Source organism: Spirillospora sp. NPDC127506 (genome assembly GCF_040302145.1).
Classification (GTDB): Bacteria; Actinomycetota; Actinomycetes; order Streptosporangiales; family Streptosporangiaceae; genus Spirillospora.
In genome coordinates, this window is sequence record NZ_JBEORG010000013.1 from 87,277 (window position 1) to 105,359 (window position 18,083).

Annotated in this window: 14 protein-coding genes; 9 read left to right on the forward strand and 5 right to left on the reverse strand. The window is 72.4% G+C overall.

Annotation, left to right across the window (positions count from 1 at the left end; genetic code table 11):
• Nucleotides 1-89: 89 nt before the first annotated feature.
• The 6 genes from ABTW95_RS15235 to ABTW95_RS15260 all read left to right on the forward strand — a co-directional run bounded on the left by ABTW95_RS15235 (nt 90) and on the right by ABTW95_RS15260 (nt 8,869).
• Entirely contained in the window at nt 90-1,526 is a 1,437-nt protein-coding gene (locus tag ABTW95_RS15235) for a helix-turn-helix domain-containing protein (protein ID WP_396449045.1), read from the forward strand.
• 154 nt (nt 1,527-1,680) lie between these two features.
• Complete coding sequence (locus tag ABTW95_RS15240) at nt 1,681-2,664, forward strand: glucosyl-3-phosphoglycerate synthase (RefSeq protein ID WP_500226572.1); 984 nt, start codon at nt 1,681-1,683, stop codon at nt 2,662-2,664.
• Between the two features lie 91 nt (nt 2,665-2,755).
• On the forward strand, nt 2,756-3,985 hold the full coding sequence (locus ABTW95_RS15245) for an acyl-CoA dehydrogenase family protein (protein WP_396449043.1): 1,230 nt from the start codon (nt 2,756-2,758) through the stop codon (nt 3,983-3,985).
• A gap of 225 nt (nt 3,986-4,210) precedes the next feature.
• Nucleotides 4,211-4,678: a hypothetical protein gene (locus tag ABTW95_RS15250; protein ID WP_500226573.1), complete on the forward strand. Its 468-nt coding sequence runs from the start codon at nt 4,211-4,213 to the stop codon at nt 4,676-4,678.
• Nucleotides 4,679-5,282: 604 nt separating this feature from the next.
• Nucleotides 5,283-8,153, forward strand: coding sequence for a M36 family metallopeptidase (locus ABTW95_RS15255; RefSeq protein WP_500226574.1), 2,871 nt, complete (start codon nt 5,283-5,285; stop codon nt 8,151-8,153).
• 62 nt (nt 8,154-8,215) lie between these two features.
• A complete protein-coding gene (locus ABTW95_RS15260; protein WP_500226575.1) occupies nt 8,216-8,869 on the forward strand; it encodes a TetR family transcriptional regulator in 654 nt (217 codons plus the stop codon).
• Between the two features lie 283 nt (nt 8,870-9,152).
• On the opposite strand, the gene ABTW95_RS15265 is transcribed toward ABTW95_RS15260, so the two are convergent.
• The 4 genes from ABTW95_RS15265 to ABTW95_RS15280 all read right to left on the reverse strand — a co-directional run bounded on the left by ABTW95_RS15265 (nt 9,153) and on the right by ABTW95_RS15280 (nt 13,221).
• A complete protein-coding gene (locus tag ABTW95_RS15265; RefSeq protein ID WP_500226576.1) occupies nt 9,153-10,346 on the reverse strand; it encodes an acyl-CoA dehydrogenase family protein in 1,194 nt (397 codons plus the stop codon).
• 261 nt (nt 10,347-10,607) lie between these two features.
• Nucleotides 10,608-12,218, reverse strand: a complete 1,611-nt coding sequence (mctP, locus tag ABTW95_RS15270) for a monocarboxylate uptake permease MctP (protein WP_396452709.1) — start codon at nt 12,216-12,218, stop codon at nt 10,608-10,610.
• 3 nt (nt 12,219-12,221) lie between these two features.
• A complete protein-coding gene (locus tag ABTW95_RS15275) occupies nt 12,222-12,467 on the reverse strand; it encodes a DUF3311 domain-containing protein (protein WP_500226577.1) in 246 nt (81 codons plus the stop codon).
• Nucleotides 12,468-12,663: 196 nt separating this feature from the next.
• Nucleotides 12,664-13,221 (reverse strand): VOC family protein, encoded by a 558-nt coding sequence (locus tag ABTW95_RS15280; protein ID WP_500226578.1) that lies wholly within the window; start codon nt 13,219-13,221, stop codon nt 12,664-12,666.
• Between the two features lie 205 nt (nt 13,222-13,426).
• On the opposite strand from ABTW95_RS15280, the gene ABTW95_RS15285 reads away from it, so the two are divergent.
• The 3 genes from ABTW95_RS15285 to ABTW95_RS15295 all read left to right on the forward strand — a co-directional run bounded on the left by ABTW95_RS15285 (nt 13,427) and on the right by ABTW95_RS15295 (nt 17,026).
• Nucleotides 13,427-15,616 carry an anthranilate synthase component I gene (locus ABTW95_RS15285; protein ID WP_500226579.1) on the forward strand — a complete coding sequence of 730 codons (2,190 nt, stop codon included), beginning with the start codon at nt 13,427-13,429 and terminating at the stop codon, nt 15,614-15,616.
• A 262-nt stretch (nt 15,617-15,878) separates the two neighbouring features.
• The gene (locus ABTW95_RS15290) at nt 15,879-16,025 is read left to right on the forward strand and encodes a GPGG-motif small membrane protein (RefSeq protein WP_165959128.1); all 147 of its coding nucleotides are present in this window, start codon (nt 15,879-15,881) and stop codon (nt 16,023-16,025) included.
• 83 nt (nt 16,026-16,108) lie between these two features.
• Entirely contained in the window at nt 16,109-17,026 is a 918-nt protein-coding gene (locus tag ABTW95_RS15295; RefSeq protein ID WP_500226580.1) for an SDR family oxidoreductase, read from the forward strand.
• A gap of 27 nt (nt 17,027-17,053) precedes the next feature.
• Here ABTW95_RS15295 and ABTW95_RS15300 read toward each other — a convergent pair whose 3' ends face one another.
• On the reverse strand, nt 17,054-18,028 hold the full coding sequence (locus ABTW95_RS15300; RefSeq protein ID WP_500226581.1) for a helix-turn-helix transcriptional regulator: 975 nt from the start codon (nt 18,026-18,028) through the stop codon (nt 17,054-17,056).
• Between the last annotated feature and the right edge of the window lie 55 nt (nt 18,029-18,083).

Below are 18,083 nucleotides of genomic sequence, written 5' to 3' on the forward strand. Positions count from 1 at the left end.
CCTAAATGAACTCGTGAGTAACGAAAGAACTGCGAAATTTCCGCTACTATGAAGCCGTGACGACCTTGCGCCAAGAAGAACCCCTCAACTTGACGAGTGACGTAGATCTCGTCACCTTCGGCCAGCGGCTCCGGCACCTGCGGCGCGCGCGGGGGCTGACGCTGTCGGAGCTCGGCGAGCGCGTCGGCCGCGCCCCGTCCCAGCTCTCCCTCCTGGAGAACGGCCGGCGCGAGCCCAAGCTGTCGCTGCTGCAGGCCCTCGCCGGCGCGCTGGAGTGCCCGGTGGAGGAGCTGCTGCGCCGCCAGCCGCCGAGCCGCCGCGCGCAGCTGGAGATCCAGCTGGAGGAGGCGCAGCGAGACCCGCTGTACCGGTCGCTCGGGCTGTCGCACCTCAAGGTCGGCAAGCGGATGCCGAACGAGGTCATCGAGCACATCCTCGCGCTCTACGGGGAGCTGAAGCGCAGCCGCACCAAGCCGACCGCGAGCCCCGAGGAGGCGCGCAAGGCCAACGCCGAGCTGCGCCGCCAGATGCACGAGCGCGGCAACCACTTCCCGGAGATCGAGCGCGTCGCGTCCCAGACCCTCGACGCGGTCGGCTACCGGCGCGGCGCGGTGTCGCAGGGGCTGCTGATGACGCTGGTCGGCCACTTCGGCTTCAGCCTGCAGTACGTCCAGGACCTGCCGCGCTCCGTCCGGTCCGTCACCGACCTGCGCAACCGGCGCATCTACCTGGAGCGCGAGCAGCTCGGCATGCACACGCCGCGGACGATCCTGCTGCAGACGCTCGGGCACATCGCGCTCGACCACGACCAGCCGCGCGACTTCGCCGACTTCCTGCGCCAGCGCGTCGAGGCCAACTACTTCGGCGCGGCGATCCTGATGCCCGAGCGCAGCGTCGTCCCGTTCCTGCAGGAGGCCAAGGCCGCGCGGGAGCTGTCGGTGGAGGACCTCGCCGACGTCTTCTCCGTCTCCTACGAGATGGCCGCGCACCGCTTCACCAACGTCGCGACCCACCACCTCGGCCTCCAGCTGCACTTCACCAAGAACGACGAGAACGGCACCATCTACAAGGCGTACGCCAACGACGGCCTGGCGTTCCCGCAGGACGAGGACGGCGCGATCGAGGGCCAGCGGATGTGCCGGGAGTGGGCCGGGCGGCACGTGTTCGGCGCCGCGGACCGCTTCTCCGTCTACTACCAGTACACCGACACCCCCAACGGGACGTACTGGTGCCTGTCGCACATAGACCCCAGCCACGAGCGCGACTTCGCGATCACGCTCGGCGTCCGGTTCGAGGACTCGCGCTGGTTCCGCGGCCGGGAGACGACCCGGCGGGTCAAGTCCGCCTGCCCGGACGGCGACTGCTGCCAGCGGCCCCCGAAGGAGCTGTCGGACCGCTGGGAGGGGATGGCGTGGCCGTCGGCCCGCGCGCACTCGCACGTCCTGTCCGTCCTGCCGCCCGGCGCGTTCCCCGGCGTGGACGAGGCCGACGTCTACGAGTTCCTCGACCGGCACGCCGCCGAATGAACGCCGCCGAATGACCGGTGTGTTGCGCGCGCGTCAACTTCTCGGGTCGTTTCGTCCCGTCCCGTGACGGCGGTGAATGATCTGGGAGGATCTGGCGTTCCCTGTAGGTGTGGGGCGTCCGGGCCGGGACGGCCCAGAGGGGAGGGGAGAGCGCGTGCTGCCCGAGGTCGCGTCCTGGTTGGCCCGCCGCACGAGCACGGCGGAGGACTGGCCGCCGCGCCTCCTGCTCGACGCCAAGGGCGACACCGCGATCAGCGTCGTGCTGCCCGCGCGGGACGAGGAGGCGACGGTCGGCGCGATCGTCGCGGCGATCCGGACCGACCTGGTCGAGCGGGTTCCGCTGGTGGACGAGATCCTCGTGGTCGACTCGCGCTCCGCCGACCGGACGGCCGCCGTCGCCGCCGCCGCGGGCGCCGACGTGGTGGCGCAGGACGCCGTCCTGCCCGGGTACGGCCGCCTGTCGGGCAAGGGCGAGGCGCTGTGGAAGTCGCTGTACGCGACGTCCGGCGACCTGCTGGTGTTCGTGGACGCCGACCTGCGCGAGTTCAGCTCGTCCTACGTCACCGGCCTGCTCGGCCCGCTGCTGACCGACCCGTCCGTCGGCTACGTCAAGGGCTGCTACGACCGCCCGCTGATGGACGGCGGGCGCCGCGTCGAGGGCGGCGGCGGCCGGGTCACCGAGCTGGTCGCGCGGCCGCTGATCAACATGCACTGGCCGCTGCTCGCCGGGGTCATGCAGCCGCTCGGCGGCGAGTACGCGGGGCGGCGGGCGCTGCTGGAGCGGCTCCCGTTCGTCACCGGCTACGGCGTGGAGCTCGGCCTGCTGCTGGACGTCTACCAGGACTCCGGGCTCGACGCGATCGCGCAGGTCGACCTCGGCCGGCGGGTGCACGCGCACCAGTCCACCGAGGCGCTCGGCGCGATGTCCGGGCAGATCATGCTGACCGCGTGGTCGCGGCTGGAGCGGCACGGCCGGATGGTCCCGCTGGAGGCCCCGTCCACCGCGCTCACCCGGTTCCACCGGGGGCCGGCCGGCCACGACGCCCGCACCACCGACGTCGCGGTGGGGGAGCGGCCGCCGATGATCGAGGTGCCCGGCTACGCCGCCGCCCGCTCCTTCTCGCCGGGGCGCCGCTAGCCCCTGTGACTCCCCCCACGTGTTACCCGCGGTAACGCCGAATGGTGCTACCGTGGGTAACAGCGATATTGGACGAGAGGGTCAATTAATCATGACGAGCGCGGAGCAGACGCCGTTCTCCCTGGAGCCCAGCGAGGACGTCCGTGAGGTCAGGGACTGGGTGCACGAGTTCGCCAAGGACGTCATCCGACCCGCGGCCGAGGAGTGGGACGAGCGCGAGGAGACGCCCTGGCCGCTGATCCAGGAGGCGTCCAAGGTCGGCATCTACTCGCTGGACTTCTTCGCCACCCAGTGGCTGGAGCCGACCGGCCTCGGCATCCCGGTGGCGTTCGAGGAGCTGTTCTGGGGCGACGCCGGCATCGCCCTGTCCATCGTGGGCACCGGCCTCGCCGCCGCGTCCGTCGCCGCCGTCGGCACCCCCGAGCAGACCGCCGAGTGGGTGCCGCAGATGTTCGGCACCCCCGACGACATCAAGCTCGGCGCGTTCTGCGCGTCCGAGCCCGACGCCGGCAGCGACGTCGGCTCGATCCGCACCCGCGCCGTCTTCGACGAGGCCAAGGACGAGTGGGTGCTGAACGGCACCAAGACCTGGGCGACCAACGGCGGCATCGCCGACGTCCACGTCGTCGTGGCCTCGGTGTACCCCGAGCTGGGCAGCCGCGGCCAGGCCAGCTTCATCGTCCCGCCGAACACCCCCGGCCTGAAGCAGGGCCAGAAGTTCAAGAAGCACGGCATCCGCGCCTCGCACACCGCCGAGGTGATCCTCGACGACGTGCGCATCCCGTCCCACCTGATCGTCGGCGGCAAGGAGAAGTTCGACGAGCGCATCGCGCGCACCCGCGAGGGCAAGAGCTCCAAGGGCCAGGCCGCGCTGAAGACGTTCGAGACGACCCGCCCGTCCGTCGGCGCGATGGCGCTCGGCGTCGGCCGCGCCGCCTACGACTACGCCCTGCAGTACGCGCAGGAGCGCGAGCAGTTCGGCAAGAAGATCGGCGACTTCCAGGCCATCGCCTTCAAGCTCGCCGACATGAAGACCCGCCTGGACGCCAGCCGGCTCATGGTGTGGCGCGCCGCGTGGATGGCCCGCACCGGCAAGGAGTTCGCCAACGCCGAGGGCTCGATGGCCAAGCTCATGGCCAGCGAGATGGCCGTGTACGTCACCGAGGAGGCCATCCAGATCCTCGGCGGCAACGGCTACACCCGCGAGTACCCGGTCGAGCGCATGCACCGCGACTCCAAGATCTTCACGATCTTCGAGGGCACCTCGGAGATCCAGCGCCTGGTGATCGGCCGCACCATCACCGGCCTGCCCGTCAGATAGGGACCGGCGCGAACGGCCGGGCAGCCGGCGAGGCGCCCGGCCTCGCGGCCGCGGCCCGGCGGCGGCGCCGCACTGAGAAGAACGCGGACGGCATCGGGCATTTGGACCGGCGCACGTTCGGTCGCTCCGGCGCAATAGGTCGGCGGTCATGAAGTGATACGCCGTTATGCGAGTGGCCGAAAGAGGCTGTTGCATCCATGCAGGGGCGACGGCAGTGTTGTGCCGGTGGAGCCAGGTCCCGACGAACGGCTGAAGTTGGTCTTCGACGAGGCATTGCGCGCTCTGGTGCAGCAACAGGCCCGCCTGGACAACGTTCGCTCTCGCGCCACGACGCTGACCGCGGCCGCCACGTTGGTCGCCTCGCTGCTCGGCGGTTCGAGCGTCGACAGGGACTCGTTCGACTGGGCGGCGGTCCTCGCCACGGCGGCGACGGCGGGCGTCCTGGCGTGCTCCCTGGTCATCGTGGCCCCCATATGGCACTGGCGTTTTCATTCCCGGCCGACGCAGCTCCTCCGTGCCGTTGATCAGGGGTTCAGTCTCGATGAGATGCGCCGTAATATGGCATCCGATTTCGAGCACTGGGCGGATGGGAACGATCGCAAACTCCGGAGAATGCACCGCACTTTCACCGCGGGGCTGGCGTTCCTGACCGCGGAGATGGTCGGGTGGGCGCTCCATCTCTGGTCTCTCTAGTGCGACCGACCAAGGCGGGTGAGCCGGTTGTGACTGCCGACGGCGGAGATCAAGGTCAGGCGCAGCCCTCTGGGGGAGCCCAGGCCGGTGACACGGGGGCATCAGGCTCCTGGCCGAACATCTCCTGGGACACGGTCCACGGCCATCCGGGGCCGGCATACGGATCCCCTCCCGGCCTGCCCGATAGCGCGAACAGGCGGCCTTACCTGGTGTGGGGGCTGGCAGCCGCATGCCTCGGGCTTGCCGTTCTGGTCCTGGTCCTCGTCATCCTGCTCTGATGAACGCGGAACGTGCCACCGGGCCGCCCGTCCGCTGACGTCGGGGGGCGTGGCCGACGACGGCCACGGCGGTCCGCCGGGGCGGGAGCGCCGGGACCGGGCGGAGCCGGGCCGCCGGGCACCTGACCCATGGATGGGGGGCGCTGTCAAGGGCGAAGAACCACCGGCGTTCGCATGTCCGAAACGTGATAACTCGCCATAGTTGCGCTTCTGGTGCGCTGCTTGTCTCTAGTTCGGCCGGTTGATCATCCGGCCGTACCCAGAGACCGGGCCGCCCCCCGGCCCGCCTCCAGGAGGCAATGGTGCCCAGGACACGCTGGATCACCGTGACCGCACTGGCGGCCACGGGAACGCTCCTCACCGCCGGCCTCGCGGTCCCCGGACGGGCCGCACCACCGCCACCGCGCTCCCAGCCCCCCGGTGACCGTCCCGACCTGCCCGACAAGGACGCCCGCACCGGCCATCTGGCCCCCACGAAGCGCCAGCAGGGCGCCGCGCGCGGGGTTCAGGTGCGGTGGAACAGGCTCGGCACACCCGCCGCGGTGACCGACGCGGAACCGCTCGCGGGCGGCCTGCCCGCCGACCCCGAGAAGGCGGCGCGCGCCTACCTCGCCGGTCACCGCGACCTGTTCGGCCTGGACGCCGACGCGGTCGGCGCCTTGGAGAAGGTCGCGGTCAACCCCATCGGGAAGGGCGCGGCCGTGCTGCTGCGGCAGCGCTTCGGCGACCTGCCCGCCGGATACGACGGGCTCGTCGCGGTCGGCGTCAGCGAGGGCGAGGTCGTGTCGGTGACCTCGACCCTCGCGCGCGACGACGCCGCGCCGGCGCCCGCCACGCTGCCGGAGAAGGACGCGGTGGCCGCGGCCGGGCGGGACGCGGGCATCGCCGTCTCCGGCGAGGCGGCCCGCAAGGTCCGGCTCGTGGCGGTCCCGACCGCCGAGGGCGTCCGCAGCGCCTACCAGGTCACGCTCATCGACGGCTCCGGCTCCGTGCCGAAGGCCGTCACCTCCTACGTCGACGCGCGCAGCGGCTCCGTCCTGGTGCGGGAGAACCTCGTCGACCACGACGGCGACGACCCGCGCTGGTCGGTCTTCCCGGCGACGCCGCGCGGCGACTACTCGTCCCGCGACACCCGGGAGACGTGGTGCTTCGCGCCCGCGCCGGGCTGCCGGTACGCCGCCGGCGGCGACCCGTCCAGCGGCCGCCCCTGGGACGCCGACCCGGCGACCGGCGCCTCGACCACGACCAGCCTGGGGAACTCGGCCCGCACCTACGAGAACCGCGCGAACGGCGACCCGTTCTCCGTCGGCACCCGGACCAACGCGCCCAAGCCGGACCGGAACTACAGGTACCGCTGGGCGAACCAGTGGTTCGAGAGCAAGTGCGACCCGGCGACGATGGACAGCCCGCAGGAGGCGGACGTCGAGGCCGCCATCTCGAACCTGTTCGTCCAGCACAACCGGATGCACGACTGGTCCTACCGGCTCGGGTTCACCGAGACGGCGTGGAACATGCAGGCCGACAACGGCGGACGCGGCGGCCTCGGCGGCGACCCCGAGCAGGGCAACGCCCAGGCCGGGGCGAGGATCGCGAGCGTCCGCGACAACGCCAACCAGATCACGCCGCCCGACGGCACGCCCGCCATCAGCAACATGTACCTGTGGCAGCCGATCGCGGGCGGGTTCTACCCGCCGTGCGTCGACGGCGACTTCGACATGAGCGTCATCGGGCACGAGTACTCCCACGCCATCTCCGGCCGCATGATCGCCGGGCCGGACGCCGGGTGGAGCGGGCCCCAGGCCGGGGCCATGAACGAGAGCACCTCCGACCTGTTCGCGATGGAGTACCTCAACGAGTACGGGTTCCGCGCGCCCGGCCGGACCCCGTACGTCACCGGCGCCTACGTCACCGGTGAGCCGCGGTCCGGAATCCGCAACTACGACATGAGCAAGAGCCCGCTCAACTACGGCGACCTCGGCTACGACCTGGTCGGCACGCAGGTCCACGCGGACGGCGAGATCTGGACCGCGACCCAGTTCGACGTGCGGCAGGCGTTCGTGAAGCGGTACGGGTCGGGCAGCCCCTCCCTCCAGCGCAAGTGCGCGGAGGGCAGGGTGCCGGTCGAGAAGTGCCCCGGCAACCGGCGCTGGGCGCAGCTGTCGTTCGACGCGCTGCTGCTGATGGCCTCCGGCGCCGTCAGCTACGTCGACCACCGCAACGCCCTGCTCGCCGCCGACACCATCCGCTTCGGCGGCAGGGACCACGCCATGATGTGGAAGGTCTTCGCGCAGCACGGCCTCGGCGAGGACGCGGCCGGCAACGGGCCCGCCGACCCCGACCCGCGGCCGAGCTTCGCGTCCCCGATGTCGCGCGACGCCCGTGTGACGCTGAGGCCGGCCGGCGACGCGAAGGGCGGCAAGGTCCGGCTCTACGTCGGCGACTACGAGGCGCGGGCCGTGCCGGTCGCCGACACCGACCCGGCGACCCCGCTCGGCGCGTCCTTCGCCATCACGCCCGGCCGCTACTCGTTCGTCGCGGTCGGCGAGGGCTTCGGCCACAAGCGGTTCACCGCGACGATCAGCGCGCACCGGCGGACGCTGGCGGTGGCGATGACCCGCAACGAGGCGGCCGCCGCCAACGGCGCGACCGCCGCGGGCGACGGCGCGTCCCAGCAGGCGCTGCTGGACGAGACCGAGGCGACCAACTGGCAGTCGGTGCAGGCCCCGGTGGCGGGCCGCCAGGTGACCGTCGACCTGGCCGGCGACCGCCCGGTCAGGGTCGGGCGGGTGCAGGTGAGCGCGATGCTGCGGCCGTCCGTCGCCTCCGACCCGGAGGGCGCGAACTCGGCGCAGAACCGGTTCACGGCGCTGCGCGCCTTCCGGCTGCTGGCCTGCGACGCCACCCGCGCCGACTGCTCGCAGGACGCCGGGTACCGCACCGTCTACACCAGCCCGGACGACGCGTTCCCGGCCGACCGGCCGCGTCCGACGGCGCCCGACATCACGCTGCGGTCGTTCAACCTGCGGGACGTGAAGGCGACGCACCTGCGGCTGCAGGTGGTGTCCAGCCAGTGCACCGGTGCGCCGGCGTACGCGGGCGAGCAGGACGATGACCCGCGTTCGAGCACCGACTGCGGCACCGCGAGCCCGTTCGCGGGCGTCGTACGGGCGGCCGAGCTCCAGGCGTTCGCCCGGTAGCCCGGGAGCCGCCGGGGCAGGGCGGTGTTGTCGAGGGGTAACACCCCCGATACCGTTCTGTCATGACGAACACGGCGGGCAGGCCGGGGTCCGGACCGCGCCGCGACCCCGGCCGTCGCCGTGCCCTGCTGGAGGCCGCCGACCGGGTCATCCAGCGGGAGGGGCCGGAGGCGTCGATGGCCGCGATCGCCGCCGAGGCGGAGATCAGCAAGCCGATCCTGTACCGCCACTTCGGCGACAAGAGCGGCCTGTACCAGGCCCTGGCCGAGCGGCACACGCGCAAGCTGATCGAGGGCATCCGGGACGAGTTCTCCCGCGACGAGCCGATCCGCGACCGCACCCGGTCGACCATTGACACCTACCTGGCGACGATCTCCAAGAACCTCAACCTGTACCGGTTCCTGATGCACCGGGCGAGCGCCGAGGACACCGCCACGCACAGCGCGATGAGCACGATGATCCGGGACGTGAGCCGGGAGCTGGCGGAGGTGATGATCGCCGAGGGCGAGATGACCGACCGGACCCGCGCCTACGTGTGGGGGCACGCCATCGTCGGCATGGTGCAGACCGCCGGGGACTGGTGGCTCGACCACGCCGAGGAGGTGCCGCGCGAGGCCGTCGTGGACGGGCTCGTCGACCTGGTCCTCGGCGGGCTGCCGGCCGCCGCGTCCGGCGTGCGCGCCCCCGGGGAGGCGGACGGCCCGGCCGTCCGCTGAGGAGACGGCCGGGCCACCGGCGCTCCCGGGCTACCGCAGGAGGTGCCGGTAGCCGCGGGTGAGGCCGGGCTCCCCCGCTCTCCACAGGCATCGGGGGAACCGGCGGGGGCCGGTGCCGGCGCGCCAATGGCTAGGAAAGTAACCTAAGAGATTGGCGTGCCCCGGCGCCTGATCCGGCCACCGGCGAAGCCGCAGGCAGCGCCGGTGGCCTGCTCCGGTCAGGCCGCGGGCCTTGACGGGCCGCGCCCCGGCGTGATCGCGCGGGCGCCCTCGGGCGGGCGGGTCACCGCAGGCCGAACTCCCAGTTGCGGCCCTCGCCGTACTCCTTGAGGATGCGCCGGGCGGTCGTCGTCACGTGCACCTCGTCCGGGCCGTCGAAGATCCGGCCGGCGCGGGCGTGCCGGTACATGTGGCCGAGCGGCGTGTCGTCGGTCAGCCCCTCCGCGCCGTGCACCTGGATCGCCCGGTCGATGACGTTGTGCAGCATCCGCGCCGCCACCACCTTGATCGCGCCGATCTCCACCCGCGCCTGGTCCCCGGAGTCGATCTTGTGCGCGGCCTGCAGGGTGAGCAGCCGGGACGCCTGGATCTCGGCGTAGGAGTCGAACACGTGCTGCTGGAGGAGCTGCTTCTTGTGCAGCGGCTCGCCGAACGCCGTCCGGTCGTGCATCCGCGCGCACATGAGGTCGAACGCGCGCTGCGCCTGGCCGAGGAAGCGCATGCAGTGGAAGATGCGGCCGGGGCCGAGCCGCTCCTGCGCGATGACGAACCCGTGCCCGCGCGGCCCGAGCAGGTTCGACTCGGGGACGCGCACCTCGTCGTACAGCACCTCGCAGTGCGCGCCGTCCAGGCCGAGGACGGGGGTCTCGCGGACGATCGTGTACCCGGGCGTGTCCGTCGGCACGAGGATCATGCTGAACGACAGGTACGGCGAGGTGCCCTCCGGTTCCGTCCGGCACATGACCGTGGTGTAGGCGGCCCTGCTGGCGAGGGTGGTGAACCACTTGCGGCCCCGGATCACCCACTCGCCGTCCTCCAGCGTCGCGGCCGTGGTGAGCTGCGTCGGGTCGGAGCTGGAGACGCCCGGCTCCGTCATCGCGAAGCTCGGGTTGATCTCGGCCTTGACGAGCGGTTCGAGGAACCGGTCGCGCTGCGCGCCGCTGGCGTGCTTGTGCAGCATCAGCGAGTCCTGCAGCGTGTAGGTGCCGAGCGCGAGCTGGCCGTACTCGCTGCGCCCCTGGACCTCGTTGACGTAGACGTAGTCGAGGAAGGGGAGCCCGCCGCCGCCCAGCTCCTTCGGATGCCCGAGCGCCCACAGGCCCTCCGCCTTGGCCTCCCGCTGCAGCCCGGCGAGCAGCTCGTCCGCCTCGCCGCCCCCCGCGCGCAGCACCGGCTCGGCGGGCTCGACGCGCTCGGTCATGAAGGCGTGGACGGCGTCGCGCAGCGGGCGGACGGACGCGGGCACTTCGAAGCTCATGATCCCTCCCAGGTCACCAGAATCGCATTCTGTCGCGGACCGGGGACGGGTGCGCAAGGGCCGCCGGGCGGAAATCCGCGCGGGGCGGGGGGGGGGCGGGGGGCGGGGGGGGGGCGGGGCCGGCGCGCCGGGCGGGGGCGGGGGCGCCGGACGCACGAAGTACCCGTCGCCGCGCCCGTGTCCCGCGGGAAGGCGGCGCCCGCCGGTGACGAGCTTCGCGCCCTCCTCCTCGCCGGGTGCGGATCGGTCCGCCGGGCGGGGTCAGGTCGCGGCGCTGAGGTCCAGCTCCTTGACCTTCGCGTCGCCCTCGTCGGCGAAGTAGTCGTCCGCGCGGGTCGCGTCCGCGCCGTCCGCCAGCTTCGCCGCCCGGCAGACGACCGTGCCGATGGCCGCGACCGCGACGTTGACGGCCAGCGCCAGGATGCCGGCGTAGATCGTCATCTTCGTGTCGAAGCCGAGGTCGCTCAGCGAGTACGCCGAGCCGCCGAAGTGCTCCTTGCCCTTCGCCGGGTTCGGGATCTGGTACAGCATCCACAGGCCCGCGATCATGCCGCCGGCCCAGCCGGCGATGAGCGCGCCGCGGTGGAACCAGCGCGTCATCAGGCCGAGCCCCACCGACGGGAGCGTCTGCAGGATGATGACGCCGCCGATGAGCTGCAGGTCGATGGAGAACTGCGGGTCCAGCGCCAGGATGCACGCCACCGCGCCGGCCTTGACGATCAGCGAGACGAGCTTGCTGACCGTCGCCTCCTGCTTCTCGGTGGCGTCCCGGTTCAGGTACTCCTTGTAGATGTTGCGGGTGAACAGGTTCGCCGCCGCGATCGACATGATCGCCGCCGGGACGAGCGCGCCGATGCCGACGGCCGCGAACGCCACCCCGGCGAACCAGTCCGGGAACATGTGGTCGAACAGCACCGGGACGGCGGTGTTGGCGTCCGGCTTGCCGTCGGTGACGATCGGCTTCACGCCCGCCGCGATCGCCATGTAGCCGAGCAGCGCGATCAGGCCGAGCACGAAGCTGTAGGCGGGCAGCGCCGCCATGTTCCGCTTGATCACGTTGCGGTTCCGGCTGGCCAGCACGCCGGTGACGCTGTGCGGGTAGAGGAACAGCGCCATCGCCGAGCCGAGCGCGAGCATCGCGTAGTTCAGCTGGCCGCTGCCGGCGATCGTGATGCCGTCGCCGGGCGCGGGCGTCGCGTCGAACTTGGCCTTCGCCGAGTCGAAGATGTCGCCCCAGCCGCCGAGCTTGGCCGGGATGTACAGCACCGCGACGATGATGACCAGGTAGATCAGCACGTCCTTGACGAACGCGATCAGCGCCGGTGCGCGCAGCCCGGACTGGTAGGTGTAGGCCGCGAGGATCACGAACGCGATGATGAGCGGCCAGTGGCCGTTCACGCCCATCGCCTTCAGCACGGCCTCGATGCCGACGAGCTGCAGCGCGATGTAGGGCATCGTGGCGACGATGCCGGTGATCGCCACCAGCAGCGCCAGCGTCGGCGAGCCGAACCGGGCCCGGACGAAGTCGGCCGGCGTCACGAAGCCGTGCACGTGCGACACCGACCAGAGCCGGATGAGGAACAGGAACACGAGCGGGTACACGATGATCGTGTACGGGACGGCGAAGAAGCCCGCCGCGCCCGCCCCGAACACCAGCGCCGGGACGGCCACGAACGTGTAGGCGGTGTAGAGGTCGCCGCCGACGAGGAACCAGGTGATCCAGCTGCCGAAGCTGCGGCCGCCGAGGCCCCACTCGTCCAGGCTGTGCATGGTGTCGGGGCGCCGCCACCGGGCGGCGACGAAGCCCATCCCGCTGACCAGCAGGAAGAGCACGGTGAATACGACGATTTCGGTGATGTGGTCGCTCGCCATCGCTCAGCCTCGATTCTTGGTCATCTGGTAGACGACGACCGTGCAGACGACGCCGAGCGGGATGAAGGAGAGCTGGATCCAGTAGAAGGCGGGGAAGCCGGCCAGCCGCGGCGAGTCGCTGTTGAACAGGAACGTCAGCAGCGGGACCACGATGGGGACGAGCAGCAGCCAGTACCAGGCGCTCCGGTCGGAGCGTGCGGCGGGCGGCGGTTCCGTCGAGGCCGGTTCCTTCGGGTTGTCGGGAGTCAAGGGGGAGTCCTCCTCGTCGTGCGTCGCGCACGGCCCCGCGTCCGGATCGCGAAACGGGGACCGTGCCCGGTCAAGCAGCCGGGTGAGACTACACGCCCGACGATCACGGCGTGATCTCGGTCACGGCACGACTCGGGTGGATCGTTCCAGGCGGCGAGGAGCAGGTCAGGGCCAGGCTGGGACGCCGGGGGGACGGTCAGACGGTCCGCTCGGCGGCGGTCTTCGGCTCGTGCCGGACGTCGGTCGGCAGGTTCAGCTCCCGCGTCCACGCCGCGAACTCGACCAGGATGCCGTCCGGGTCCTTGAAGTAGACGGAGCGGACGAACACGCCCTCGTGGTTCTCCGGCGCGACGCCGAACTCGCTGTCGTCGTGGTTGAGCAGGACGCCGACGTCGATGCCCTTGGCGATCAGGCGGTCGCGGTACTCCTCGATGCGCTCGGGCGGCACGTCGAAGGCGATGTGGTTCATCGAGCCGACGGCCGACAGCAGCTCGCCCCGGTCGGGCAGGTACTTCGGCGCCGACACTCCGGGGACCGGGCCGGGCGCGTCCGGGAACCAGAAGAACGCGAGCGCGTTGCCCCCGCCGCAGTCGAAGAAGAAGTGCTGGCCCCAGCCCATCGGCAGCTCGATGGTCTTGATCAGCGGCATGCCGAGCACGCCCTCGTAGAAGTCCACCGTCCGCTTCATGTCGCTGCAGACGAGCGCCAGGTGGTTGACCCCGCGCAGTTCGAACTCGGTGTTCTTCCTGGTCATGGCCGCCGCTCCGGTGATGTAAGCAGTCCCTTGCGCCGGGGTCCATGGTAGCCTCGCCGCATGCGAACCGCAGCCGCCCGGTGGTGGTGGCGCCGCTGAGGCGGCGCCGGTTCGTGCATGCTCTAGACCAGGCGACCGCCCTCACCGGCGGTCGTTTTTCCATGCGCGCCGCCCGGCCGAGGGCCCGACACGAGGGGCCACCGCGGTGGAGACCGTCTCACAGCAGCCGCTGACCAGCGAGTTCGTCACGGCCGGGGGGGTACGGGTGACCCGTACCGCCGTCCCGGTCGACCCCGAGCGCAAGTCCGGCGTGCTGAACGCCCTCGTCGCCGCCGTGGGCGAGCGGCGCGGCGGCGTGCTCAGCTCCGGCATGGAGTATCCGGGCCGCTACAGCCGCTGGCACATGGCCTACGTCGACCCCTGCCTGGAGATCGTCGCGCGCGGCCGCGCGGTCGCCGTGCGCGCCCTCAACGACCGCGGCCGGGTCGTGCTGCCCGCCGTCGCCGCCGTCCTGCGGGACGCCGGCGAGGTCCGGGCGGACGAGGCGGACCGGTTCGAGGTGTTCGTTCCGCCGGGGGAGGAGTTCTTCGCGGAGGAGGAGCGCAGCCGCCAGCCGACCGTCTTCACCGCCCTGCGCGCCGTCGTCGGCCTGTTCGGCTGCGACGACCCGCACCTCGGCCTGTACGGGGCGTTCGGCTACGACCTGTCGCTGCAGTTCGAGCCGCTGCGGACCCGGCTGGAGCGGCCGGCCGACCAGCGCGACCTCGTGCTGCACCTCGCCGACGAGATGGTCGTCGTGGACCGCAAGCGCGAGACCTCCCACCGCATCTCCTACGACTTCGAGATCGGCTCGCCCGGCGGGCGGGACGCTCCGCGCAGCACGGCGGGGCTGCCGCGGCGGACCGAGCCGACGCCCGCCCCGGCGCCGCCGGCCGAGCTGCCGCCGCAGCCGGTCCCGGGCGCGTACGCGCGGATGGTGCGGGACGCCAAGGAGAAGTTCGTCCGCGGCGACCTGTTCGAGGTCACGCCCGGCCACGCGATGTACGCGCGGTGCGACTCGCCCGCCGCGTTCTTCGAGCGGCTGCGCGAGACCAACCCGGCCCCGTACGAGTTCATGTTCAACCTGGGCGACGGCGAGTACCTGGTCGGCGCGTCGCCGGAGATGTTCGTCCGGGTCACCGGCGACCGCGTGGAGACCTGCCCGATCGCCGGGACGATCAGGCGCGGCGCGGACGCGCTGGAGGACGCCGAGCAGATCCGCACGATCCTGTCGTCCGCCAAGGACGAGTCCGAGCTGACCATGTGCACCGACGTCGACCGCAACGACAAGTCGCGGATCTGCGTGCCGGGCAGCGTGCGGGTCCTCGGCCGCCGGCAGATCGAGATCTACTCCCGGCTGATCCACACCGTCGACCACATCGAGGGCCGGCTCCGCCCCGGCTTCGACGCGCTCGACGCGTTCCTCACCCACATGTGGGCGGTCACCGTCACCGGCGCGCCGAAGACGTGGGCGATGCAGTTCATCGAGGACCACGAGGACTCGCCGCGCCGCTGGTACGGCGGTGCGGTCGGCTGCATCGGCTTCGACGGGTCGATGAACACCGGCCTGACGCTGCGGACCGCGCAGATCCGCGACGGCGTGGCGACCGTGCGGGCGGGGGCGACGCTGCTCTACGACTCCGACCCCGACGAGGAGGAGCGCGAGACGCACCTCAAGGCCAGCGCCCTGCTCGGCGCGCTCGCCGCGTCCCAGCGCGGCGCGGGCGGGACCGAGCCCGCGCAGGCGCCGCGGGCGCCGCGGCCGGGGGAGGGCCTCAAGGTGCTGCTCGTCGACCATGAGGACTCGTTCGTCAACACGCTCGCCGACTACTTCCGGCAGCACGGCGCGAGCGTGGTCACGCTGCGGCACGGGTTCCCGGCGCGGATGCTGGACGAGCACGCCCCCGACCTGGTGGTGCTGTCGCCCGGACCGGGCCGTCCGGACGACTTCGGCACCCGCGCGCTGCTGGACGCCCTCGCCGAACGGGACCTCCCCGTGTTCGGCGTGTGCCTCGGCCTGCAGGCGATGGTGGAGCACGCGGGCGGCGAGCTGGCGCTGCTGCCCGAGCCGTCGCACGGCAAGCCGGGCCGGGTGAAGGTCACGGGCGGCGGGCTGTTCGAGGGGCTCCCGGACGAGTTCACCGCGGCGCGCTACCACTCGCTGCACGCGACGCCGGACCGGGTGAAGGGCTTCCAGGTGACCGCGCTGACCGGCGACGTCGTGATGGCCATCGAGGCCCCGGAGCGGCGGCGCTGGGCCGTCCAGTTCCACCCGGAGTCGATCCTCACCGCGGCGGGCGGCGCCGGGCGCCGGATCGTCGCCAACGTGCTCCGGCTGAGCCGTCCGCGTGCCTGAGCCATTCCGGACGCCGAGCGGTTCTACTTCCGAAGCACGAGGAGCGGGTGCGCGGAACCGGCCCTGAGACCGATGCCCCGGCCCCGGCCGGGGCGGAAGACTTGGTCCCGGCCACACCGCGCCGTGGCAATCGCGACGCGGTGACCGCCGTTATCCCAGGCGGGGAAGGAGCACCGTCTCCTTCCCCGCCCATAACGGAGATTTCGGTCACCCGTAACATCATTCCGGTTTCTTGGCATCCTGCGGGGGGACGCCGGGGGCCATGATGACAATCCTGTGGCTCATCGCGGTGATCCTGGTGATCGCCGGCATCTACGTCATTCTCGCCCGGCGCGATCTCCTCTGGGGCATCGTCCTCATCGTCGTCGGACTCCTCGTCGGCCCCGGCGGGGTGAGCATCTTCACCTGACCCGACCCCACCAACCCCCGAGAACGCGGCGGGGACGGAAACCCTGACGTGAACTGTCAGGTTTCGGTGCCAGCATCGTCCCCATGAGCCGTGCACTGACAGGAAAGACCGCACTGGTCGCGGGCGGCACACGCGGCGCGGGCCGCGGCATCGCCGCCGAGCTCGGCGCCGCGGGCGCGACCGTGTACGTGACGGGACGGTCCACCCGGTCGCAGCGATCGGAGATGGGCCGTCCCGAGACCATCGAGGAGACCGCCGAACTGGTGACGGCGGCGGGCGGCGAGGGCATCGCCGTCCGGGTCGACCACCTGGACCCCGGCCAGGTCGCCGCGCTCGTGCGCCGCATCGACGCCGAACGCGGCCGGCTGGACGTCCTCGTCAACGACGTCTGGGGCTCCGACCACCTCTTCCAGTTCGGGAAGCGGCTGTGGGAGCAGTCCCTGGAGGACGGCCTGCGCATGTTCCGGCTGGCCCTCGACACCCACGCGATCACCAGCCACTGCGCGCTGCCGCTGCTGATCCGCGAGCCGGGCGGGCTCGTCGTCGAGATGACCGACGGCACCGCCGAGTACAACGCGAAGTACCGCCGGGAGTGCGGCTACTTCTTCGACATCGTCAAGAACGCCGTGATCCGGATGGCGCTCGCCCAGGCCGAGGAGATCGCGCCGTACGGGGCGGCCGCCGTCGCGCTGACGCCGGGATGGCTGCGCTCGGAGGCGATGCTGGAGCACTTCGGCGTCACCGAGGCCGACTGGCGGGACGGGGCCGCCAAGGATCCGCACTTCGCCATGGCCGAGTCGCCCGCCTTCGTCGGCCGCGCCGTCGCGGCGCTCGCCGCCGACCCGGACCGGGCCCGCTGGAACGGGCGCTCCCTGTCCAGCGGCGGGCTCGCCCAGGTCTACGGCTTCACCGACACCGACGGCAGCCGCCCCGACATGTGGCGCTACCTGGCGGAGGTCGTGCACGCGGACCGCCCGGCCGACACCACCGGGTACCGGTAGCGGCCCGCCCGCGGGCGGCGGGGCCGCTCAGCCGGGCCGCCGGTAGAGCTCCGCCATGCGGGCGGCGCTGTCCGCCATCCGCGCGCGCAGCTCGGGCGGGGCGAGGACCTCGGCCTCCGCGCCGAGCCGCAGCAGCTCCGACGCCGCGACGGGCACCGACTCGATCGGCAGCGTCGTCACCACCCAGCCGCGCTCGTCGGGCTCCCCGGCGTCCGCGGCCGCCCGGCGGGCCGCGTGCGGCTCGACCGCGTACCGCAGCAGCCGCATCCCGGCGGGGGAGAGCCGCACCGTCGCCTCCTCGCGCAGCATCGAGCGGACGAACGCCGCCGCCGCCGCGCGCCAGTGCGCGGCGAGGTCGAACCCCTCGTCCCGGTCGAAGACCCCGCCGTCCGGCCGGACGGCGGCGACGCGGTCCGCGCGGTAGGTGCGGAAGCTGCCGGAGACCCGCGCGACCAGGTACCAGACGCCGTTCTTCAGGACGAGCGCGTACGGCTCGGCCGTGCGCACGACCTCGGCGTCCCCGCGGCGGTAGCGCAGCTCGACGGTCTCGTCCTGCCACACCGCGCGGGCCAGCTCGCGCAGCAGCGGCGGCGGCCCGGCCTCGCCGAACCAGCCCGGCGCGTCCAGCAGGAACCGCCGGCTCGCCCGCGCGGGCGCGTCCCGCAACTCGGCGGGCAGCGCGGCGAGGACCTTCAGCTCCGCGGACGCCAGCGCCCCGGCGCGCCCCATGTCCCCGGCCGGGCCCGGCAGCCCGGACAGGAACAGCGCCTCGGCCTCCTCGCGGGTGAGGCCGGTCAGCCGCGTCCGGTAGCCGCCGACCAGGCGGTACCCGCCGCCGCGGCCCTGGTCCGCGTAGACCGGGACGCCGGCCGCCGACAGCGCCTCCATGTCCCGGTACACGGTGCGCTCCGAGACCTCCAGCTCGCGGGCCAGCTCGCCCGCCGTCATCGCCTCCCGCGACTGCAGGAGGAGCACCATGGAGATCAGCCGGGCCGCGCGCATGGACCCATCCTGCCGCCCGTTCCTGACGTTTTCACGTTAGATTCGGCGTCTTTGC

Excerpts from the sequence above, each read along its gene's own strand:
- ABTW95_RS15245 (WP_396449043.1), top strand. The coding sequence starts at position 2,756 with ATGACGAGCGCGGAGCAGACGCCGTTCTCCCTGGAGCCCAGCGAGGAC.
- ABTW95_RS15260 (WP_500226575.1), top strand. The coding sequence starts at position 8,216 with ATGACGAACACGGCGGGCAGGCCGGGGTCCGGACCGCGCCGCGACCCC.
- ABTW95_RS15265 (WP_500226576.1), bottom strand. The coding sequence starts at position 10,346 with ATGAGCTTCGAAGTGCCCGCGTCCGTCCGCCCGCTGCGCGACGCCGTC.
- mctP (WP_396452709.1), bottom strand. The coding sequence starts at position 12,218 with ATGGCGAGCGACCACATCACCGAAATCGTCGTATTCACCGTGCTCTTC.
- ABTW95_RS15280 (WP_500226578.1), bottom strand. The coding sequence starts at position 13,221 with ATGACCAGGAAGAACACCGAGTTCGAACTGCGCGGGGTCAACCACCTG.
- ABTW95_RS15290 (WP_165959128.1), top strand. The coding sequence starts at position 15,879 with ATGATGACAATCCTGTGGCTCATCGCGGTGATCCTGGTGATCGCCGGC.
- ABTW95_RS15295 (WP_500226580.1), top strand. The coding sequence starts at position 16,109 with ATGAGCCGTGCACTGACAGGAAAGACCGCACTGGTCGCGGGCGGCACA.
- ABTW95_RS15300 (WP_500226581.1), bottom strand. The coding sequence starts at position 18,028 with ATGCGCGCGGCCCGGCTGATCTCCATGGTGCTCCTCCTGCAGTCGCGG.